Source organism: Streptomyces rubradiris, from assembly GCF_016860525.1.
Taxonomy (GTDB): domain Bacteria; phylum Actinomycetota; class Actinomycetes; order Streptomycetales; family Streptomycetaceae; genus Streptomyces; species Streptomyces rubradiris.
Map to the genome: position 1 here is coordinate 27,109 of NZ_BNEA01000001.1, position 19,753 is coordinate 46,861.

The 19,753-nt window shown below is 76.9% G+C and carries 2 protein-coding genes; both read right to left on the reverse strand.

The annotated features are described in order from the left end of the window. Window positions 1-85: 85 nt before the first annotated feature. Window positions 86-3,976 (reverse strand): type I polyketide synthase, encoded by a 3,891-nt coding sequence (locus Srubr_RS00105; protein ID WP_461792053.1) that lies wholly within the window; start codon window positions 3,974-3,976, stop codon window positions 86-88. After that, window positions 3,973-19,740 (reverse strand): type I polyketide synthase, encoded by a 15,768-nt coding sequence (locus Srubr_RS40085; protein ID WP_229926524.1) that lies wholly within the window; start codon window positions 19,738-19,740, stop codon window positions 3,973-3,975. Before Srubr_RS40085 ends, Srubr_RS00105 begins: the two co-directional genes overlap by 4 nt. Between the last annotated feature and the right edge of the window lie 13 nt (window positions 19,741-19,753).

The window sequence follows — 19,753 nt, forward strand, 5'->3', positions numbered from 1 at the left end:
GCGGGCGCGGGCGGCCTTTCGGCCGCCCGCGCGGGACGATGTACCCACCTCGTCCGCCGTCCGCCGCTTTCGCGGCGGCGCGGGCTCAGCACAACTCGGCGGTCAGCCATGCCTCGACCGCATCGGCGGTGGTCCGCGCGTGGTCCTCCAGGATCGTGAAGTGGGTGCCGGGCACGTCGGCCGGCCGGTGCTCGGCGGGCCAGAGCGCCCGCCAGTCCCCGGTGCCGGGTCCGGTGGCGAAGGACTCGGTGGGCCGCACGAACAGCACCGGCGCCGTCAGCACGCCCGGCTCGCAGTGCTGGATGAGGTCGCTGTAGCGGCTCATCGCGGCGAGGCGGGCGGTGCCGAAACCGCCGAGGGCGGACTCGCGGGCCAGCATGCCGTCGAACATCTGCCGCCACAGCTCGTCCTTGCCGTCGTCCCCGGGCAGATAGGTGTCCAGCAGCACCACGCCCGCGGCCGGCCGTCCGGCCTTCTCCATGATCTCGGCCGCCGCGTGGGCGAACTGGCCGCCGGAGGAGTAGCCGACGAGCACGTACGGCCGCTCGTCCGGGCAGGCCCGGCGGACGCCCTCGACGACGGCTTCCAGCACCGCGTCCACCGAGCGCGGCAGCGGTTCGCCGGGGCCGAAGCCGGGCATCGCGGGCACCAGCAGGTCGCGGCGGCCCTCGAAGTGCCGGGCGAGGCGGGCGTACTGGTGGGCGCCGCCCAGGGCCATCGGCGAGGGCAGGCAGACCAGCCGGTGGGGGGCAGGGCCGGTGGCCAGCCGCACCGGGTCGGTGAGGTCGCCGAGTTCGGCCAGGCGGGAGAAGCCGGGGAGGATTCCGGCGACGGTGCGCAGCAGCTCGATGGCCTGGTCCATGTGTCCGCCGGCCGCCGCCCGCCGCACCAGGCCGCCGACCGATTCGAGGTCGTCGCCGGTGCCGTCCGCGGCCGCCGGTGGTCCGGCCAGGTGGGCGCGCAGGGCGGCGGCGAGGGCGGCCGGGGTGCGGTGGTCGAAGACGGCCCCGGCGGGCACGGTGGCGCCCAGGGCGGCGGCGAGGGCGGCGCGGAGTTCGGCGGCGGTGACGGAGTCCAGGCCGATCTCCAGGAAGACGGCGTCGGGCTCGACGGCCTCCGGCCCGGTGTGGCCGAGGACGGCGGCGGTCTGGGCCCGGACCAGGTCGGTGAGCAGGGCCTCCTGTTCGGCCGGCCCGGCACCGGCCAGCCGTCGCCGCACCGGCGCGGTGTCCCCGGGCGCGGTGACCTGGGCGGGCGGGGCGGGTTCGGCCAGGGGGCCGGCGGTGAGGGGCACGTCGGCGTTCAGCCAGTAGCGCGCGTGCCGGAAGGCGTAGGTGGGCAGTTCGGCGCGGGCCGTGCCGGGGAACAGGGCGGCCCAGTCGGGGGCGAGGCCGTCGGTGTGCAGGCGGGCCAGGCCGGAGGCCAGCGCGGCGGGTTCGCCGCCGTGACGGCGGCCGAGCGCGACGAGGACGGCTCCGTCGGCCGCCGGGCAGGCGCGGGCGAGGCCGGTGAGGTGGGCGTCGGGGCCGAGTTCCACGAAGCGGCCGGCGCCCGCGGCGGCGAGGGCGGTGACGGCGTCGGCGAACCGGACGGTCTCCCGGGCGTGCCGCACCCAGTAGCCGGGGTCGCGCAGGCCCTCGTCCTCGGCGAGGCGGCCGGTGAGGGTGGACACCAGCGGGATGCGCGCCGGGTGGAAGGTGAGTTTCCCGGCCACGGCCCGGAACTCGTCGAGCATGCCGTCCATCAGGGGCGAGTGGAAGGCGTGCGAGACGGTGAGCCGCCTGGCCCTGGGGAAGGTCCCGGCGGCGGCGAGCACCGCGTCCTCCTCGCCCGAGAGGACCACCGAGTCAGGGCCGTTGACCGCGGCGAGGGCGACCCGGTCGTCCAGCAGCGGCCGTACGTCCTGTTCGGTGGCGCGTACGGCGACCATCGCGCCGCCCTCCGGCAGGGCCTGCATCAGCCGGCCGCGCGCGGCGACCAGGGCGCAGGCGTCGTCCAGGTCGAGGACGCCGGCCACATGGGCGGCGGCGATCTCCCCGACGGAGTGCCCGGCGAGCAGGTCGGGCCTGACGCCGAGGGACTCCAGCAGCCGGAACAGGGCGACCTCGAACGCGAACAGGGCGGGCTGCGCGTACTCGGTGCGGTGGACGGCGTCGGGGTCGTCGCCCGCGAGCACTCCGGTCAGGTCCAGGCCGAGCCGGGTCTCGGCCGCGTCGAAGGCGTCGGCGAACACCGGGTAGTGGGCGCGGAGTTCCAGGCCCATGCCGGGGCGCTGGGCGCCCTGCCCGGTGAACAGGAACGCGGTGCGGGTGCCGGAGCGCGCCCGGCCGGTGACGGCGCCGGGCGCAGGCGTCCCGGTGGCGAGGGCGCGCAGCCCGGCCAGCAGTTCCTCCCGGCCGGTGCCGGTGACGGCCGCCCGGTGGTCGAAGGCGGTGCGCCGAGTGCCGAGGGCGCGGGCGACGGCCGCCGGGTGCAGTCCGGGCCGGCCGGCGAGGAAGGCGTGCAGCCGTTCGGCCTGGGCGGGCAGGGCCGGTGCGGAGCGGGCGGACAGCGGCCAGACGACGACGGGGGCGTCCGGTTCGTCGTCCGCCGGGTCCTCGGCGGGCACGTCCTCGATGATCACGTGGGCGTTGGTGCCGCTGATCCCGAAGGAGGACACCCCGGCCCGGCGCGGCCGGCCGGTGGCCGGCCACTGTTGTTCCTCGGTGAGCAGCCGTACGTTCCCCGCCTCCCAGTCCACCTTCGTGGACGGCTTGTCCACGTGCAGCGTCCTGGGCAGCACCCCGTGCCGCATCGCCATCACCATCTTGATGACACCCGCGACCCCGGCCGCGGCCTGCGTGTGCCCGAGGTTCGACTTCACCGAGCCCAGCCACAACGGCCGCTCCCGCTCCTGCCCGTAGGTGGCCAGCAGCGCCTGCGCCTCGATCGGGTCACCCAGCGTCGTCCCCGTACCGTGCGCCTCCACCATGTCCACATCGGCCGTGCTCAGCCGGGCGGCGGCCAGCGCCTGCCGGATCACCCGCTGCTGCGACGGACCGTTCGGCGCCGTCAGCCCGTTGGAGGCACCGTCCTGGTTCACCGCCGAACCACGCAGGACGGCCAGTACCTCGTGGCCGTTGCGCCGGGCGTCGCTCAGCCGTTCCAGCACGAGGACGCCGAGGCCCTCGGAGAACCCGGTGCCGGCCGCGTCGTCGGCGAAGGAGCGGCACCGCCCGTCCGGGGAGAGCGCGCCCTGCCGGCTGAACTCCACGTACGTGCCCGGCGAGGCCATCACCGTCACTCCCCCGGCCAGCGCCAGCGCGCACTCCCCCTGCCTGAGCGCCTGCGCGGCCAGGTGCAGCGTGACCAGGGAGGAGGAGCAGGCGGTGTCGACGCTGAGGGTGGGCCCCTCCAGGCCGAGGGTGTAGGCGACCCGGCCGGAGACGATGCTGCCGGAGCCGAAGCTGCCGAAGTAGTCGTGGTACATGACGCCGGCGAACACGCCGGTGCGGGAGCCGCGCAGGGTCGCGGGGTCGATCCCCGCGTCCTCCAGGGCCTCCCAGGAACCTTCGAGCAGCAGCCGCTGCTGCGGGTCCATCACGAGGGCCTCGTTCGGGGCGATGCCGAAGAAGGCGGCGTCGAAGTCGCCCGCGTCGTGCAGGAATCCGCCCTGCCGGGTGTACGAGCGGCCCGGTGTGCCCGGGGCCGGGTCGTACAGGCCGGGGTCCCAGCCCCGGTCGGCGGGGAAGGCGGTGATGCCCTCGCCGCCGTCCGCGACCAGCCGCCACAGGTCCTGCGGGGAGCGGACACCGCCCGGGTAGCGGCAGGCCATACCGACGATCGCGACCGGTTCCCGGGCCGCCGCGGTCAGCGCGCGGTTGCGTTCCCGCAGCCGTTCGATCTCCTTCAGCGAGGCGCGCAGCGCCTCGACCATCCTGGTGTCCGGCATCTCGGACTCGGCCATGGTCCTCTTCCTTGTCGCGGGCGTCGTCACAGGGCGTCGTCGTCCCCGCCGAGGCCGTCGAGCGCCATGCTGATCAGGCTCTCGGCGTCCATCGCGTCGATCGGGGCGGGGCCGGCCGCGTCCTCGCCGTCCGGGTGCGGCGCGGGCCGCAGTCCGGCCAGTTCGAGCAGGCCGTCCAGCAGACCGGCCTCCCGCAGCCGGGCCACCGGGATCGCGGCGAGCGCGGCCCGTACCGTGTCCTCCTCGGCGCGCGGGCCGTCCTGGGCGGCCGGGGCCAGTCCGGCGTCCAGGTGGGCGGCGAGCGCGGCCGGGGTGGGGTGGTCGAAGACGAGGGTGGCGGTCAGCCTGAGGCCGGTGGCCTCGTTGAGCCGGTTGCGGAACTCCACCGCGGTCAGCGAGTCGAACCCCAGGTCCTTGAAGGGCAGTCCGTCCTCGAACTCCTCGGTGCCGAGGACCGTACGGGCCTCGTCCCGGACCAGCCGCAGCAGCCGTTCGGCGCGGTCCTCGGGGGCGAGGGCGGCCAGTTCGCGGCGCAGTCCCGTCGCGGCGGCCGGCGCGGCCGGGCCTCCCTGGCGGGGCGCCCGCACCAGGGAGCGCAGCAGCGGGGCGACGCGGTCGGGCTCGCGCGGGGCGAGGTCCAGGCGGGCCGGCAGCAGCACCGGTTCCGGGCGGCCGGTCGCCGTGTCGAACAGGGCGAGCCCGCTCTCCGCGTCCAGGGCGAGCACCCCGCCGGCGGCGACGCGCCGGGCGTCGGTGCCGGTGAGCCGGTCGGCCATGCCGCCGCTGCCCGCCCAGGCGCCCCAGGCGAGCGAGACGGCGGGCAGGCCGAGCGCCCTGCGGTGGGCGGCGAGGGCGTCGAGGAAGGCGTTGCCGGCGGCGTACCCGGACTGGCCGGGGCTGCCGAGCAGACCGGCCGCGGAGGAGAACAGCACGAACGCCGTCAGGGGCCGTTCGCGGGTGAGTTCGTGCAGGTGCCAGGCGGCGTCCAGCTTGGGCCGCAGCACCGTGTCCAGCCGTTCGGGGGTGAGCGAGGTCAGCACGGCGTCGGCGAGGACGCCCGCGGTGTGCACGACCGCGGTGACCGGGTGCTCGTCCAGGACCCGGGCGAGGGCGGCGCGGTCGGCGGCGTCGCAGGCGACGAGCGTCACCCGGGCGCCGAGCGCGGTCAGTTCCCGGTGCAGCCCGGGCGCGCCGGGCGCCTCGGGCCCGCTGCGGCTGAGCAGCACCAGCCGGTCGGCGCCGTGCGCGGTGACCAGGTGCCGGGCGACCAGCCGGCCCAGGGCGCCGGTGCCGCCGGTGACCAGGACGCCGCCGGAGAAGCCGGCCGGGGCGGTCTCGGGCAGGCGCGGGGCGCGCACCAGCCGGGGGACGTGCACCGTGCCGTCGCGCAGGGCCAGTTGGGGTTCGCCGGAGGCGACGGCGGCGGGCAGCAGCCGGCGGGAGCCGTCGGTGCCGTCCAGGTCGGCGAGGACGAGGCGGCCGGGGTGCTCGGACTGGGCGGAGCGGACCAGGCCCCACACGCCGCCGGCACCGGGGTCGGTGACGTCCCCGGGGCCCGTCGCCCCGTGCGTCGCCACGACCAGGGTGGCGTCGGCTGTCCGGGGGTCGGCCAGCCAGTCGCGCACCTGGGTGAGCAGGCGGCGCAGGCCGGCCCGGACCGCGTCCGGGTCCGCGCCGCCGGGGTGGACGAGGAGCAGGGTGTCGGGGCGGTGGGCGGCGGCCTCGGCCGGATCGGCGGCGACGGTGACTTCGGCGACCTCGCCCGCCAGGGCGGCGGCCAGGTCCTCGCGGCCTTCGCCGCAGACGGTCCACCGCCCGGCCTGCGGGGCCGCGGGCACGGTGACGGGCGCCCAGTCCGGGGCGAACAGGTCGTCGTGGCCGCCCGCGGCGGCGGCCGCGATCCGCTCCGGGTCCACCGCCCGCAGCGCCAGCGATGCCACCCGCAGCACCGGCCGTCCGGCGGCGTCGGCGGCCTCGACGCGTACCGCGCCCGCGCCGGCCGGGGCGATCCGCACCCGGAGGGCGGTCGCGCCCGGCGCGTACAGTTCCACGCCGCTCCAGGCGAACGGCAGCGTCATGCGCTCCTCGGTGCCCGCGCGCAGCGCGATGGCGTGCAGGGCGGCGTCGGTCAGCGCCGGGTGCAGACCGAACCCCTCGGCGCCGCCGGGCACGGCGACTTCGGCGCAGACCTCCTCGCCGAGCCGCCAGGCCGCCTTGAGTCCCTGGAAGCCGGGCCCGTACTCGGCGCCCAGCTCGGCCAGCCGCTCGTACACGCCGTCCAGGCCGACGGGTTCGGCGCCGGGCGGCGGCCAGGCGGCGGTGCCGGGTGCGGGCCGTTGCCCGGCGGGCCGCAGCACACCGGTGGCGTGGGTGGTCCAGGGGTCGCCGTCGCCGTGGGCGGCGTACACCCGGAAGGCGCGGTCGCCGCCGGCGTCGGGTTCGCCGACCGTGCACTGGAGGCGGACGGCGCCGTCCTCGGGCAGGATCAGCGGTTCGGTGACGGTCAGTTCCTCCACCGCGGGGCAGCCGGCGCGGGCCCCGGCGGCCAGGGCCATCTCGACGAAGGCGGTGCCCGGCAGCAGCGCCGCCCCGCCCACGCGGTGGCCGGCCAGCCAGGGCTGTCCGGCCAGGGACAGGTGCCCGGTGTACAGGATGCCGTCGGCGCCGGCGAGTTCGACGGCGGTGCCGAGCAGCGGGTGCCCGTCGGCCGGGCGCGCCGGGATCGGGTCGCCGGTCATCCAGTAGCGGGTGCGCTGGAAGGCGTAGGTGGGCAGGTCCGAGCCGTCGCGGTGGGGCAGCAGGCCCGTCCAGTCGACGGCCGTGCCGTGCGCGTGCAGCGCGGCGAGCCCGGTGATCAGCGCGTCGGTCTCCTCGCGGTCCTTGCGCAGCAGCGGTACGACGGCCGCCTGGTCGGGCAGGCACTCGCCGGCCGCGGCGGTCAGCGCGCCGCCGGGGCCGATCTCGGCGAAGTGCCGCACCCCGGCGTCGTGCAGGGCGGTGACGGCGTCGGCGAAGCGGACGGCCTCGCGGGCGTGCCGCACCCAGTAGTCGGGGCCGGACAGCTCGTCGGGGGCGGCGGGGGCGCCGGTGAGGGTGGACACCAGCGGGATGCGCGCGGTGCCGTACGACACGGTGGCGGCGATCTCGCGGAACTCGTCCAGCATCGGCTCCATCAGGGCCGAGTGGAAGGCGTGGCTGACGGCGAGTTCCCTGGTGCGGGCGAAGCGGGCGGCGAGCGCGCGGGCCGGTCCGGCGGGCCCGGAGAGGACGAGGGAGGCGGGCCCGTTGACGGCGGCGATGCCGACGCCGTCGCCGAGCAGCGGCAGAACCTCCTCCTCGGTGGCGCGTACGGCGATCATCGCGCCGCCTTCGGGCAGGGCCTGCATCAGGCGGCCCCGGGCGGCGACGAGCACGCAGGCGTCCTTCAGGCCGAGCACGCCCGCCACGTGGGCGGCGGCGAACTCGCCGACGGAGTGCCCGGCGAGCAGGTCGGGCCGCACGCCGAAGGACTCCAGCAGCCGGTACAGGGCCACTTCGACGGCGAACAGGGCGGGCTGGGTGTACTCGGTGCGCTCCAGCAGCCCGGCGGAGTCGAGCACCTCGGCGAGCGGCCGGTCCAGCAGCGGGTCGAGGTGGGCGCGGACCTCGTCGAAGGCGGTGGCGAAGGCGGGGAAGGCCGCGGCGAGGCGGGTGCCCATGCCGGGCAGTTGCGAGCCCTGGCCACAGAAGAGGAAGGCGAGCCGGCCGTCGGTGGCGGTGCCGAGCACCCCGGCCGGGGGCGTGCGGCCTTCGGCCACGGCCCGCAGTCCGGCGGTCAGTTCGTCCCGGGTGCGGCCGAGGACCGCGGCCCGGTGGCCGAGCCGGGTCCGGGCGTGGGCGAGCGCTCCGGCGAGCCGGTGCGGGTCGGTGTCCGGGGCGGCGGAGAGGTGGTCCAGCAGCCGGGCGGCCTGGGCGCGCAGGGCGTCGGGGGTGTGTCCGGACAGCAGCCACGGCACGGTGCCGCCGGCCGGGGCCGCGGGCGCTCCGGCGGCCTCTGCGGCGGCTGCCCCGGCGGGTGCGGCCTCGATGATGACGTGGGCGTTGGTGCCGGAGATGCCGAAGGAGGAGACGCCCGCGCGGCGCGGGCGGCCCGGGTCCGGCCAGGGACGGTTCTCGGTGAGCAGCCGGACGTTGCTTCCCTCCCACTCCACGTGCCGGGTGGGCCGGTCCACTCCGAGGCTGGCGGGCAGGGTCTCGTGGCGCAGCGCCTCGATCATCTTGATGACGCCGGCGACTCCGGCGGCGGCCTGGGTGTGGCCCAGGTTGGACTTGACCGAGCCGAGCCACAGCGGGCGGTCGTCGGTGTGTTCGCCGCCGTAGGTGGCGATCAGCGCCTGGGCCTCGATGGGGTCGCCGAGGGCGGTGCCGGTGCCGTGCGCCTCGACCACGTCGACGTCGGCCGCGGAGACACCGGCCGCTTCGAGGGCGCGCCGGATGACGCGCTGCTGGGCGGGCCCGTTGGGGGCGCTGATGCCGTTGGAGGCGCCGTCCTGGTTGACGGCGGTGCCGCGCAGCACCGCGAGAACACGGCGGCCGTTGCGGCGGGCGTCGGAGAGCCGCTCCAGCAGCAGCACGCCGACGCCCTCGCCGAAGCCGGTGCCGTCGGCGGCGTCCGCGAACGGCTTGCAGCGGCCGTCCCGGGACAGGCCCCGGTGCCGGCTGAACTCCACGAAGGTGCCCGGGGTGGCCATGACGGTCACTCCCCCGGCCAGCGCCAGCGAGCAGTCGCCCTGCCGCAGCGCCTGCGCGGCCAGGTGCAGCGCGACCAGGGAGGAAGAGCAGGCGGTGTCGACGCTGAGCGTGGGCCCCTCCAGGCCGAGGGTGTAGGCGACCCGGCCGGAGACCACGCTGCCGGAGCCGTAACTGCCGAAGTAGTCGTGGTACATGACGCCCGCGAACACACCGGTGTCGGAACCGCGCAGGGTCGCGGGGTCGATGGAGGCGCGCTCCAGCGCCTCCCAGGAGGTCTCCAGCAGCAGCCGCTGCTGGGGGTCGGTGACCAGGGCCTCCTCGTCGTCCATGGCGAAGAACGCGGGGTCGAAGCCGGCCGCGTCGTACAGGAAGGCGCCGTGCCGGGTGTAGCTGGTGCCGGGGCGGTCCAGGGTGGGGTCGTAGAGGCGGTCGAGGTCCCAGCCGCGGTCGGTGGGGAACTCGCCGATCGTGTCCCGGCCTTCGGCGACCAGCCGCCACAGGTCCTCCGGGGAGGCGATGCCGCCGGGGAAGCGGCAGGCCATGCCGACGACGGCGATCGGCTCGTCGGCGGCGGCGCGCGGGGCGGTGCGGGCGGGTGCCGGGGCGAGGGTGCCGGTGAGTTCGCCGAGCAGGTGGCCGGCGAGGACGGCCGGGGTGGGGTGGTCGAAGACCAGGGTCGCGGGCAGCTTCAGGCCGGTCGCCGTGGTGAGCCGGTTGCGCAGTTCGACGGCGGCCAGGGAGTCGAAGCCGAGTTCCCGGAAGGCCAGGGCGCGGCCGACGTCCTGGGCGGAGCGGTAGCCGAGGATGGTGGCCACGTGGTCGCGCACGAGGTCGGTGAGGAACGGCTCGCGTTCGGCCGCCGGCAGTGCGGCGAGCCTCTCGCGCAGCGCGTCGGCGCCGCCGGCCGCGCCCCGCGCACCTGCCGCTCGGGCCCGGCGTACGGGCACCAGGGCGCGGAACAGCGGGGCCGCCTCGGGGCCCTGGGCGCGCAGCGCGGCCAGGTCCAGCCGGACCGGCAGCACGGCGGGGCCGGCGCCGCGCACGGCCGCGTCGAACAGGGCGACGCCCTCCTCGGTCTCCAGCGGGGCGACACCGCCGCGGGCGATCCGGCCGAGGTCGCTGTCGCCGAGGGTGCCGGTCATGCCGCCGGCCCGCGCCCACAGGCCCCAGGCCAGGGAGTGCGCGGGCAGCCCGAGAGCCCTGCGGTGTACGGCGAGGGCGTCGAGGTAGGCGTTGGCGGCGGCGTAGTTGGCCTGGCCGGGCGAACCGAGCGTGGCGGCGGAGGAGGAGAACAGCACGAACGCCGACAGGTCCAGGCCGGCGGTGAGTTCGTGCAGGTTCCAGGCGGCGTCGACCTTGGGCCGGAAGACGGTGTCGAGCCGCTCCGGGGTGAGCGAGGAGAGCACCCCGTCGGCGAGGACACCGGCCGCGTGGATCACGGCGGTCAGCGGCCGGCCGGCGGGTACGGCGTCCAGTACGGCGGCGAGCGCGGCGCGGTCGGCGACATCGCAGGCGACGCTCGTCACCTCGGCACCGAGCGCGGTGAGTTCACCGACCAGGTCCTCGGCGCCGCCGCTCCGGCTCACCAGCAGCAGACTCCGCACCCCCCGCTCGGCGACCAGGTGCCGGGCCACGATCCGCCCGAGCGCACCGGTGGCACCGGTGAGCAGGACGGTACCGCCGCCGAAACCACCGCCCGGGACGGCGGTCTCGCCCTCGGCCGGCGTGGGGTCGGTGGTCGCCGGGGGAAGAGCGTCGGCGTCCCCGGCGGAACCCTCGGTGGCCGAAGTGGACCCGGCGGCAACCGGAACCGCGGGCGACCCGCCGACGACCCGAGACCCGGCAGCAGCCCGAACCACAGGCGACCCGCCGACGACCCGAGACCCGGCAGCAGCCCGGACCACAGGCGACCCGTCGGCGGCCCGAGGCCCGGTGGCGGCCGGAACGGGTCCGCCGTCAGCCACCGCCGGGCCGTCGGCGGCCGGGGTTCCCGTGGTGACCCGGACCAGGCGCGGCAGTTTCCACGTGTCCTCGTGGAATGCCACGTGGGGTTCGCCGAGGGACGCCGCCTCGGGGAGGCGTTCGGGGGCCGGGGGCGTGTCGGACTCGACCAGGACGATCCGGCCGGGGTTCTCCGACTGGGCCGAGCGGACCAGGCCGCCGGCCGCGGCGCCCGCCGGGTCGGTGCCGGTGACGACGACGAGCGGGGTGTCGGCGAGGCGGTCGTCGGCCAGCCCGGCACGCAGCCCGTCCAGAATCGCGCCGACCGCCGCCCGGGTGTCGGCGGCGCTCACCCCGGCCGGGGCCCGCACCACCTCCACCGGGCCGGTGGCCGCCGTGACCGACGGGGCCGGGACCCACTCGACCCGGTACAGCGCGCCCGCGCGGGGCGTCCCGGACCCGGCGGCCGGCGCCTCGGTGCGCAGGGGCCGCAGGGTGAGGGCGTCGACGGTGGCGACGGGGGCGCCCGTGGGATCGGCGAGCGCGAGGGCGACGGTGCCCTCTCCGGTGGGCCGGACGCGGACGCGCAGCGCGGTCGCGCCGGTGGCGTGCAGCCGTACCCCGGACCAGGCGAACGGCAGCAGGGCCTCCTCGCCGGCCGCGTCGGTGAGGCCGACGGTGTGCAGCGTGGCGTCCGAGAGCGCCGGGTGCAGGGCGAACCCGTCGGGCGCGGCGTCGGTGGCGACCTCCGCGTACAGGCCGTCGGCGGTGCGCCAGGCGGCGCGCAGGCCCTGGAACAGCGGCCCGTAGCCGAGGCCGAGGCCGGCCAGGTCGTCGTAGAGGCCGTCGAGCGGGACGGGTTCGGCGTCCCGGGGCGGCCAGTCGGTGAGCGGCTCGGCGGGGCCGGGCAGGGTGCCGGTGGGGGCGAGCAGGCCGTCGGCGTGCCGGGTCCAGGGCAGTTCCTCGTCCGGGCTCTCCGGGCGCGACCAGATGGTGACCGGCCGGGTGTCGCCCTCGGGCGCGCCGACGGTGACCTGGAGCTGTACGGCGCCGTGGTCGGGCAGGACGAGCGGCGCGTGCAGGGTGAGTTCGGCGAGGTCCCCGCAGCCGACCTGGTCGCCGGCGCGCAGCGCGAGTTCCAGGTGCCCGGTGCCGGGGAAGAGCAGCCGGCCGCCCACCCGGTGGTCCGCCAGCCAGGGCTGGGTCGCCTCGGACAGCCGGCCGGTGAGCACGGCGCCCTCGGTGTCGGCGCGTACCATCGCGGCGCCGAGCAGGGCGTGGTCGGTAGGGGCGAGGCCGGCGGAGGTGACGTCGGCGCCGCCGGCGGTGCTGTCGAGCCAGTACCGTTCGCGCTGGAAGGCGTAGCCGGGCAGCGGCACCCGGCGGGGCCGGCGGCCCTCGGCGACGGCGGCCCAGTCGACGGCGGCGCCGTGGGTGAACGCCTCGCCCAGCGCGGCCAGCAGCCGGTCCCGGCCGCCCTCGTCGCGGCGCAGGGAGCCGACGGCGGCCACGGCGTCGTCGGTCTCCTGGATGCCGACGGTGAGCACCGGGTGCGCGCTGGCCTCGATGAACAGCTGGTGTCCGTCGGCCACGGCGGCCCGTACCGCCTGTTCGAACAGCACGGTACCGCGCAGGTTGGTGTACCAGTACTCGGCGCCGAGCTCGGTGGTGTCGAGGGGCCCGCCGGTGACGGTGGAGTAGAACGGCACCCGGGTGGAGCGCGGCTCGATGCCGTCGAGGACCTCGGCGAGGCGGGCGCGCAGGGTCTCGACGTGGGCGCTGTGCGAGGCGTAGTCCACGGGCAGGCGCTTGGCGCGGACCTTCTCGGCGCGCAGCAGGGTGAGGAGTTCGTCGAGGGCTCCGGGGTCGCCGGAGACCACGGTGGAGGCGGCGCCGTTGACGGCGGCGACCGACAGCCGGCCGTCGAAGGCGGCGAGCCGGGCGCGGACCGCGTCGGCGCCCTCGCCGACCGACATCATGCCGCCGGTGCCGGACAGCAGCTCGGCGATGGCCTGGGAGCGCAGGGCGACGACGCGGGCGCCGTCGGCGAGGGACAGCGCGCCGGTGGCGCAGGCGGCGGCGATCTCGCCCTGGGAGTGGCCGATGACGGCGGCCGGGGTGACGCCGTAGGCGCTCCAGGTGTGCGCGAGGGACACCATCACGGCCCACAGCAGCGGCTGGACGACGTCCACCCGGTCCAGGGTGCCGCGCAGCTCGGTGGCGAAGTCCCAGTCGGTCCAGGGGGCCAGGGCGGTGGCGCACTCGGCCATGCGGGCGGCGAACACCGGTGACTGTTCGAGGAGTTCGGTGGCCATGCCGGACCACTGGGAGCCCTGGCCGGGGAAGACGAACACGGGGCGGGCGCGGCCGGGGGCGGTGCCCTGGACGAGGGTGCGGGCGGTGGTGCCGTCGGCCAGCGCGGCCAGCGTGGCGCGCAGTGCGGCCGGGTCGGGGCCGGTGATCGAGGCGCGGTGGGGGAAGCGGGCGCGGGTGGTGGCGAGCGACCAGCCGATGTCGGACGGGTCGAGGCCGGGGTGGGTGTCGAGGTGGCCGAGGAGGGCGGCGGCCTGTCCGGCGAGCGCGGCGGGGGTCTTGGCGGTGAGCAGCCACGGCACGGCGAGACCCTCGGGTGCGGGGGGTGCGGGCTCGGCGGGAGCGGGCGGGGCCTGTTCGAGGATGACGTGGGCGTTGGTGCCGCTGATCCCGAAGGAGGACACCCCCGCCCGGCGCGGCCGGCCGGTGGCCGGCCAGTCCCGCTCCTCGGTGAGCAGCCGTACGTCCCCCGCGCCCCAGTCGACCTTCGTGGACGGCTTGTCCACGTGCAGCGTCCTGGGCAACACCCCGTGCCGCATCGCCATCACCATCTTGATGACACCGGCGACGCCTGCCGCTGCCTGGGTGTGCCCGATGTTCGACTTCACCGACCCCAGCCACAACGGCCGCTCCCGGTCCTGCCCGTAGGTGGCCAGCAGCGCCTGCGCCTCGATCGGGTCACCCAGCGTCGTCCCCGTACCGTGCGCCTCCACCACGTCCACATCGGCGGTGGTGAGGCGGGCGTTGTCCAGGGCCTCGCGGATGACGCGTTCCTGGGCGGGGCCGTTGGGGGCGGTCAGGCCGTTGGAGGCACCGTCCTGGTTGACGGCGGTGCCGCGGACCAGGGCCAGCACCGGATGGCCGTTGCGCCGGGCGTCGGAGAGGCGTTCCACGACGAGGACGCCGACGCCCTCGCCCCACACCGTGCCGCCCGCCGCGTCGGCGAAGGCGCGGGTGCGGGCGTCGGGGGCGAGCGCGCCCTGCCGGCTGAACTCGACGAACGTCTCCGGGGTGGCCATGACGGCGACCCCGCCGACCAGTGCCAGGCTGGACTCCCCCTGCCTGAGCGACTGGGCGGCCAGGTGCAGCGCCACCAGGGACGAGGAGCAGGCGGTGTCGACGGACAGGGAGGGCCCCTCCAGGCCGAGGGTGTAGGCGACGCGGCCGGAGATGATGCTGCCGGAGCCGAAGCTGCCGAAGTAGTCGTGGTACTGGACGCCGGCGAACACGCCGGTGCGGCTGCCCTTGAGGGTGTGCGGGTCGATGCCGGCGCTCTCCAGCGCCTCCCAGGACGTCTCCAGCAGCAGCCGCTGCTGGGGGTCCATGACGAGGGCCTCCTTGGGGCTGATGCCGAAGAAGGCGGCGTCGAAGTCGCCCGCGTCGTGCAGGAATCCGCCCTCGCCGACGTAGGAGGTGTCGGGGCGGCTGCGGGTGGGGTCGACGATCCGGTCCACGTCCCAGCCGCGGTCGGCGGGGAAGGCGGTGATGGCGTCGGTGCCGTCGGCGACGAGACGCCACAGGTCCTCAGGGGTGCGTACGTCGCCCGGGTAGCGGCAGGCAAGGCCGACGATCGCCAGCGGCTCGCCGGCGTGGGCGGCGCGGTTGCGCCGGGCGCCGCGGGCCGCGGCCGGGGCGTCGCCGACCAGGGTGCCGAGGTGGGCGGCGAGGGCGTCGGGCGAGGGGTGGTCGAAGACCAGGGTGGCGCTCAGCCGCCGGCCCAGTTCGGCGGAGAGGGAGTTGCGCAGTTCGATGGCGGCGAGCGAGTCGAAGCCGAGGTCCTTGAAGGCCCGGTCGGTCTCCACGCCGCCGGGGTCGGCGTGCCCGAGGACGGCGGCGACATGGGCGCGGACCGTGTGCAGCAGCGCCTCGGCGCGCTCCTCGGCGCCCAGGGCGGCCAGCCGCTCGACGAGTCCGGCGCCGGTGCCCTCGGCGGCGGCCTCCCGGCGTACCGGGCGGCCCGCGAGGGCGCGGAAGACGGGCGCGAGGCCGGGGCCCTGGGCGCGCAGCGCGGGCAACGCGAGCCGTACCGGTGCCAGGGCGGGGCGGCCCGCGCGCAGGGCCCGGTCGAACAGCGCGGTGCCTTCCGCGGCGGTCAGGGCGGTCATGCCGCCGCGGGTCATCCGGGCCCGGTCGGTCTCGTCGAGGGTGCCGGTCATGCCGCCGGCCGGGGCCCAGGGGCCCCAGGCCAGCGAGAGGGCGGGGGCGCCGTGGGTGTGGCGGTGCGCGGCGAGGGCGTCAAGGAGGGCGTTGGCGGCGGCGTAGTTGCCCTGGCCGGGGGCGCCGACGGTGCCGGCGACGGAGGAGAACAGCACCAGCTTGACGCGCTCGCCGGTCAGTTCGTGGAGGTGGAGGGCGCCGAGGGCCTTCGGGGCGAGGACGGTGTCGACGCGTTCGGGGGTGAGGGAGGAGACCACGCCGTCGTCCAGGACGCCGGCGGCGTGCACGACCGCGGTGAGGGGGCGGTCGGCGGGGAGGCCGGCCAGGACGGCGGCGAGGCGCTCGCGGTCCGCCACGTCGCAGGCGTGGGCGGTCGCGGTGGCGCCGAGAGCGGCCAGTTCGGCGATCAGGTCGTCGGCGGTGCCGGAGCGGCTGAGCAGCGCGAGGTGCCGTACGCCGTGCGCGGTGACCAGATGGCGGGCGAGGACCCGGCCGAGGCCGCCGGTGGCGCCGGTCAGCAGGACGGTGCCCTCCGGGTCGAAGGTGAAGTCGGTTGGTTCGGCGGGGAGTTCGGCGCGTACCAGGCGGGCGGCGCGGGCGGTGCCCGCGCGCACGGCGAGCTGGGGTTCACCGGTGGCGAGGGCGCCGGGCAGGACGGTGGCGGCGTCCGCGCCGGGTTCGAGGTCGAGCAGGGTGAACCGGTCGGGGTGCTCGGACTGCGCGGACCGCACCAGGCCCCATACGGCGGCGCCGGCCAGGTCGGGCACGTCCTCGCCTGCGGTGCTCACCGCGCCCCGGGTGACCACGGCGAGCGGGCGGGGGTCGTCGTCCTGGAGGGCGGCGAGCGCGGTGCGCAGGGCCTGGCGGACGGCGTCGGGGGTGGACCCGGGGGCGCTGTGCAGCACCCGGTGGCCGGGTTCGGGGGCGTCGGTGTCCAGGGGCAGGGGCTGCCAGTCGAGGGTGAACAGGGCGTCGGCGGCCGGGTCGTGGCCGGCGAGGTGGGTGAGCGGGCGGGAGGTCAGCGAGGCGACCGTGGCGACGGGGGCGCCGTCGGCGTCGGCCAGGTCGACGGTGAAGACGTGGTCACCGGCGGGGGTGAGCCGGGCACGCAGCACCGAGGCGCCGGTGGCGTGCAGGGTGACGCCCGCGAACGCGAACGGCAGCCGGGCGGTGTCATCGGCGGAGCCGTCGCCGAGCAGGGCGAGGGAGTGCAGGGCGGCGTCGAACGCGGCCGGGTGCAGCCCGAAGCGGGGCGCGTCGGCGGCGGGCCGCTCGGGCAGCCGTACCTCGGCGAACACCTCCCCGTCGCGTCGCCAGGCGGCCGTCAGCGCCCGGAAGACGGGTCCGTACTCCAGTCCGGCGGCGGCGTGCCGCTCGTACAGGCCGCTGGTGTCGAGCGCTTCGGCGTCCTCGGGGGGCCAGTCGTCCAGGCGGGTGCCGGGGGCGGCGGGGCCGGCGGTGAGGAGGCCGGAGGCGTGCGCGGTCCACGGGGCGTCGGCGGGCAGGCTCTCGGCGCGGGCGTACACGTGCACCGTACGGGCGCCCAAGGCGTCGGGCGCGCCGACGGCGACCTGGACCCGTACCCCGTCGTCCCAGGGCAGCACCAGCGGGGTCTCCAGGGCGAGTTCGTCCAGGTGGGCGCAGCCGACCTGGTCGCCGGCGCGGACGGCGAGTTCGACCATGGCAGTGCCGGGGACGACGATCCGGCCGGCGACGACGTGGTCGGCGAGCCAGGGGTGGGTGCGGGCCGACAGTCGGCCGGTGAGCACGGCGCCGTCGGTGTCGGCGAGGACGGTGGCGGCGCCGAGCAGCGGGTGGTCGGCGGAGTCGAGTCCGGCGGAGCCGACGTCGCCGGCGGTCGCGGTGGTCTCGGGCCAGAACCTCTCGCGCTGGAAGGCGGTGGTGGGCAGGTCGACGGTGCGGGCGCCGGTGAACAGCGCGGTCCAGTCCACGGCGGCGCCGCCGGTGTACAGCCGGGCGACGGCGGTGAGCAGGGTCTCGGTCTCGTCGCGGTCGCGGCGGGAGGCGGCGGCCAGGACGGCGTCGGTGTCCTGACCGGTGCCGGTGTCCGTGTCGGTGTCCGTGTCGGTGTCCGTGTCGGTGCCGGTGCCGGTGTCGGTGCCGGTGCCGGTGTCGTCGGCGGTCAGGCAGTCGCGGGCCATGGCGGTCAGCACGGCGTCCGGGCCGACCTCGAGGTAACGGGTGACGCCCTCGGCGGCGAGGGCGCGGATGCCTTCGTGGAAGCGGACCGCCTCGCGCACGTGCCGCACCCAGTAGCCGGGGGAGGCGATGTCCTGGGTGGCGAGCGCGCCGGTGACGTTGGAGACGACGGGGAGGGCGGCCCGGTGGTAGGTCAGGGACTCGGCGACCGTCCGGAAGGCGGCCAGCATCGGTTCCATCAGGGGCGAGTGGAAGGCGTGCGAGACCGTCAGCCGGCGGCTCTTGCCGAAGCGGGCGGCCACCGCCTCGGCCTCGGCGGCGTCGCCGGAGATCACCACGGAGCGGGGGCCGTTGACGGCGGCGATGCCGACCCGGCCGGTGAGCAGCGGGCGGACCTCCTCCTCGGTGGCGCGTACGGCGATCATGGCGCCGCCTTCGGGCAGCGCCTGCATGAGCCGGCCGCGCGCGGCCACCAGGGCGGTCGCGTCCCTCAGGTCGAGGACGCCCGCCACGTGGGCGGCGGCGATCTCGCCGACGGAGTGCCCGGCCAGGTAGTCGGGGGTGACTCCCCAGGACTCCAGCAGCCGGTACAGGGCGACTTCGAAGGCGAACAGCGCGGTCTGGGTGCGGGCGGTGCGGTGCAACGGCGCGGGGTCGTCGCCGAGGACGAGGTCGCGCAGCGCGTCGTCCCCGGTGAGCGCGCAGATCTCGTCGAAGGCGCGGGCGAACACCGGGAAACGGGCGTGCAGTTCGCGGCCCATGCCGGCGCGCTGGGCGCCCTGGCCGGTGAACAGGAAGGCGGTCTGGCCCTTGCGGACCCGGCCCGAGGCGGCGCCCCGGCCGCCCTCGGCCACGCCGGTCAGGGCGGTCAGCAGTGCGTCGCGGCCGGCGCCGAGAACCACGGCCCGGTACGGGTGGGCGGTGCGGGTGGCGGCCAGGGAGTGCGCCACGTCCACCGGGTCCAGTTCGCCGACGGCGGCGGCGAGCCGGGCGGCCTGCTCGCGCAGGGCGCGTTCGGTGCGGCCGGAGACCACCCAGGGCACCAGCGGCAGTGCCGTACGCGGCTCCGCCTCCCCCGGTTCACCCGCTTCCCCGGCTTCCCCGGTCTCCGCGGCGGGGGCCTCCTCCAGGATGGTGTGCGCGTTGGTGCCGCTGGCGCCGAAGGAGGACACCGCGGCCCGACGGGGGCGGCCCGGGTCGGTCCAGGGCCGGTTCTCGGTCAGCAGCCGGATGTCGCCCTGTGCCCAGTCGACCTTGGTGGAGGGCCGCTCGGCGTGCAGGGTCCGGGGCAGGACCCGGTGCCGCATCGCCATGACCGCCTTGATGATGCCGGCGACGCCGGCCGCGGCCTGGGTGTGTCCGATGTTGGACTTCACCGAGCCCAGCCACAGCGGCTGTTCGCGGCCCTGTCCGTAGGTGGCGAGCAGCGCCTGGGCCTCGATGGGGTCGCCGAGGGTGGTGCCGGTGCCGTGTGCCTCCAGCAGGTCCACGTCGGCCGGGCCGAGGTCCGCGGAGGCCAGGGCGGCGCGGATGACGCGCTGCTGGGAGGGGCCGTTGGGGGCGGTCAGGCCGTTGGAGGCGCCGTCCTGGTTGACGGCCGAGCCGCGGACCACGGCCAGTACCTCGTGGCCGTTACGCCGGGCGTCGGAGAGCCGTTCCAGCACCAGCATGCCGGCGCCCTCGCTCCAGCCGGTGCCGTCGGCGCCGTCGGCGAAGGACTTGCAGCGGCCGTCGGCGGCGAGGCCGCGCTGCCGGCTGAAGGCGATGAAGTTGCCCGGGGTGGACATCACGGTGGCGCCGCCCGCCAGGGCGAGGGTGCACTCCTTGTTGCGCAGGGCCTGTACGGCGAGGTGCACGGCGACGAGCGCAGAGGAGCAGGCGGTGTCGATGGTGACGGCCGGACCCTCCAGGCCGAGCGTGTAGGAGATGCGGCCGGAGATGACGGCGGCCAGCACGCCGGTGCCGAGCGCGGCCTCGCTGTCGTCGGGCATCTTGGCCAGCAGGTCCTTGTAGTCCTGGCCGTTGGTGCCGGCGAACACCCCGACGCGGGTGCCGTGCACCGCGTCGGGGGCGATCCGGGCGCGTTCCAGGGCCTCCCAGGACACCTCCAGCAGCAGCCGCTGCTGGGGGTCCATCGCGAGCGCCTCGCGGGGGCTGATGCCGAAGAAGTCCGGCTCGAACCCGGCCGCGCCGTCGAGGAAGCCGCCGCGGGTGACGTAGCTCTTGCCGGTGGCGTCCGGGTCGGGGTCGTAGAGCGCGTCGAGGTCCCAGCCCCGGTCGTCGGGGAAGTCGCCGATGGCGTCGGTGCCGTCGTGGACGAGCCGCCAGAACTCCTCCGGGGTGGTCACGCCGCCGGGGAAGCGGCAGCTCATCCCGACGATGGCGATGGGTTCCCGGTCCTGGGTCTCCACCTCGCGCAGCCGCCGGCGGGTCTGGGCCAGGTCGGCGGAGACCCGCTTGAGGTAGGAGAGCAGCTTTTCGTCGTTGGTCATCGGGTGTCGCCAC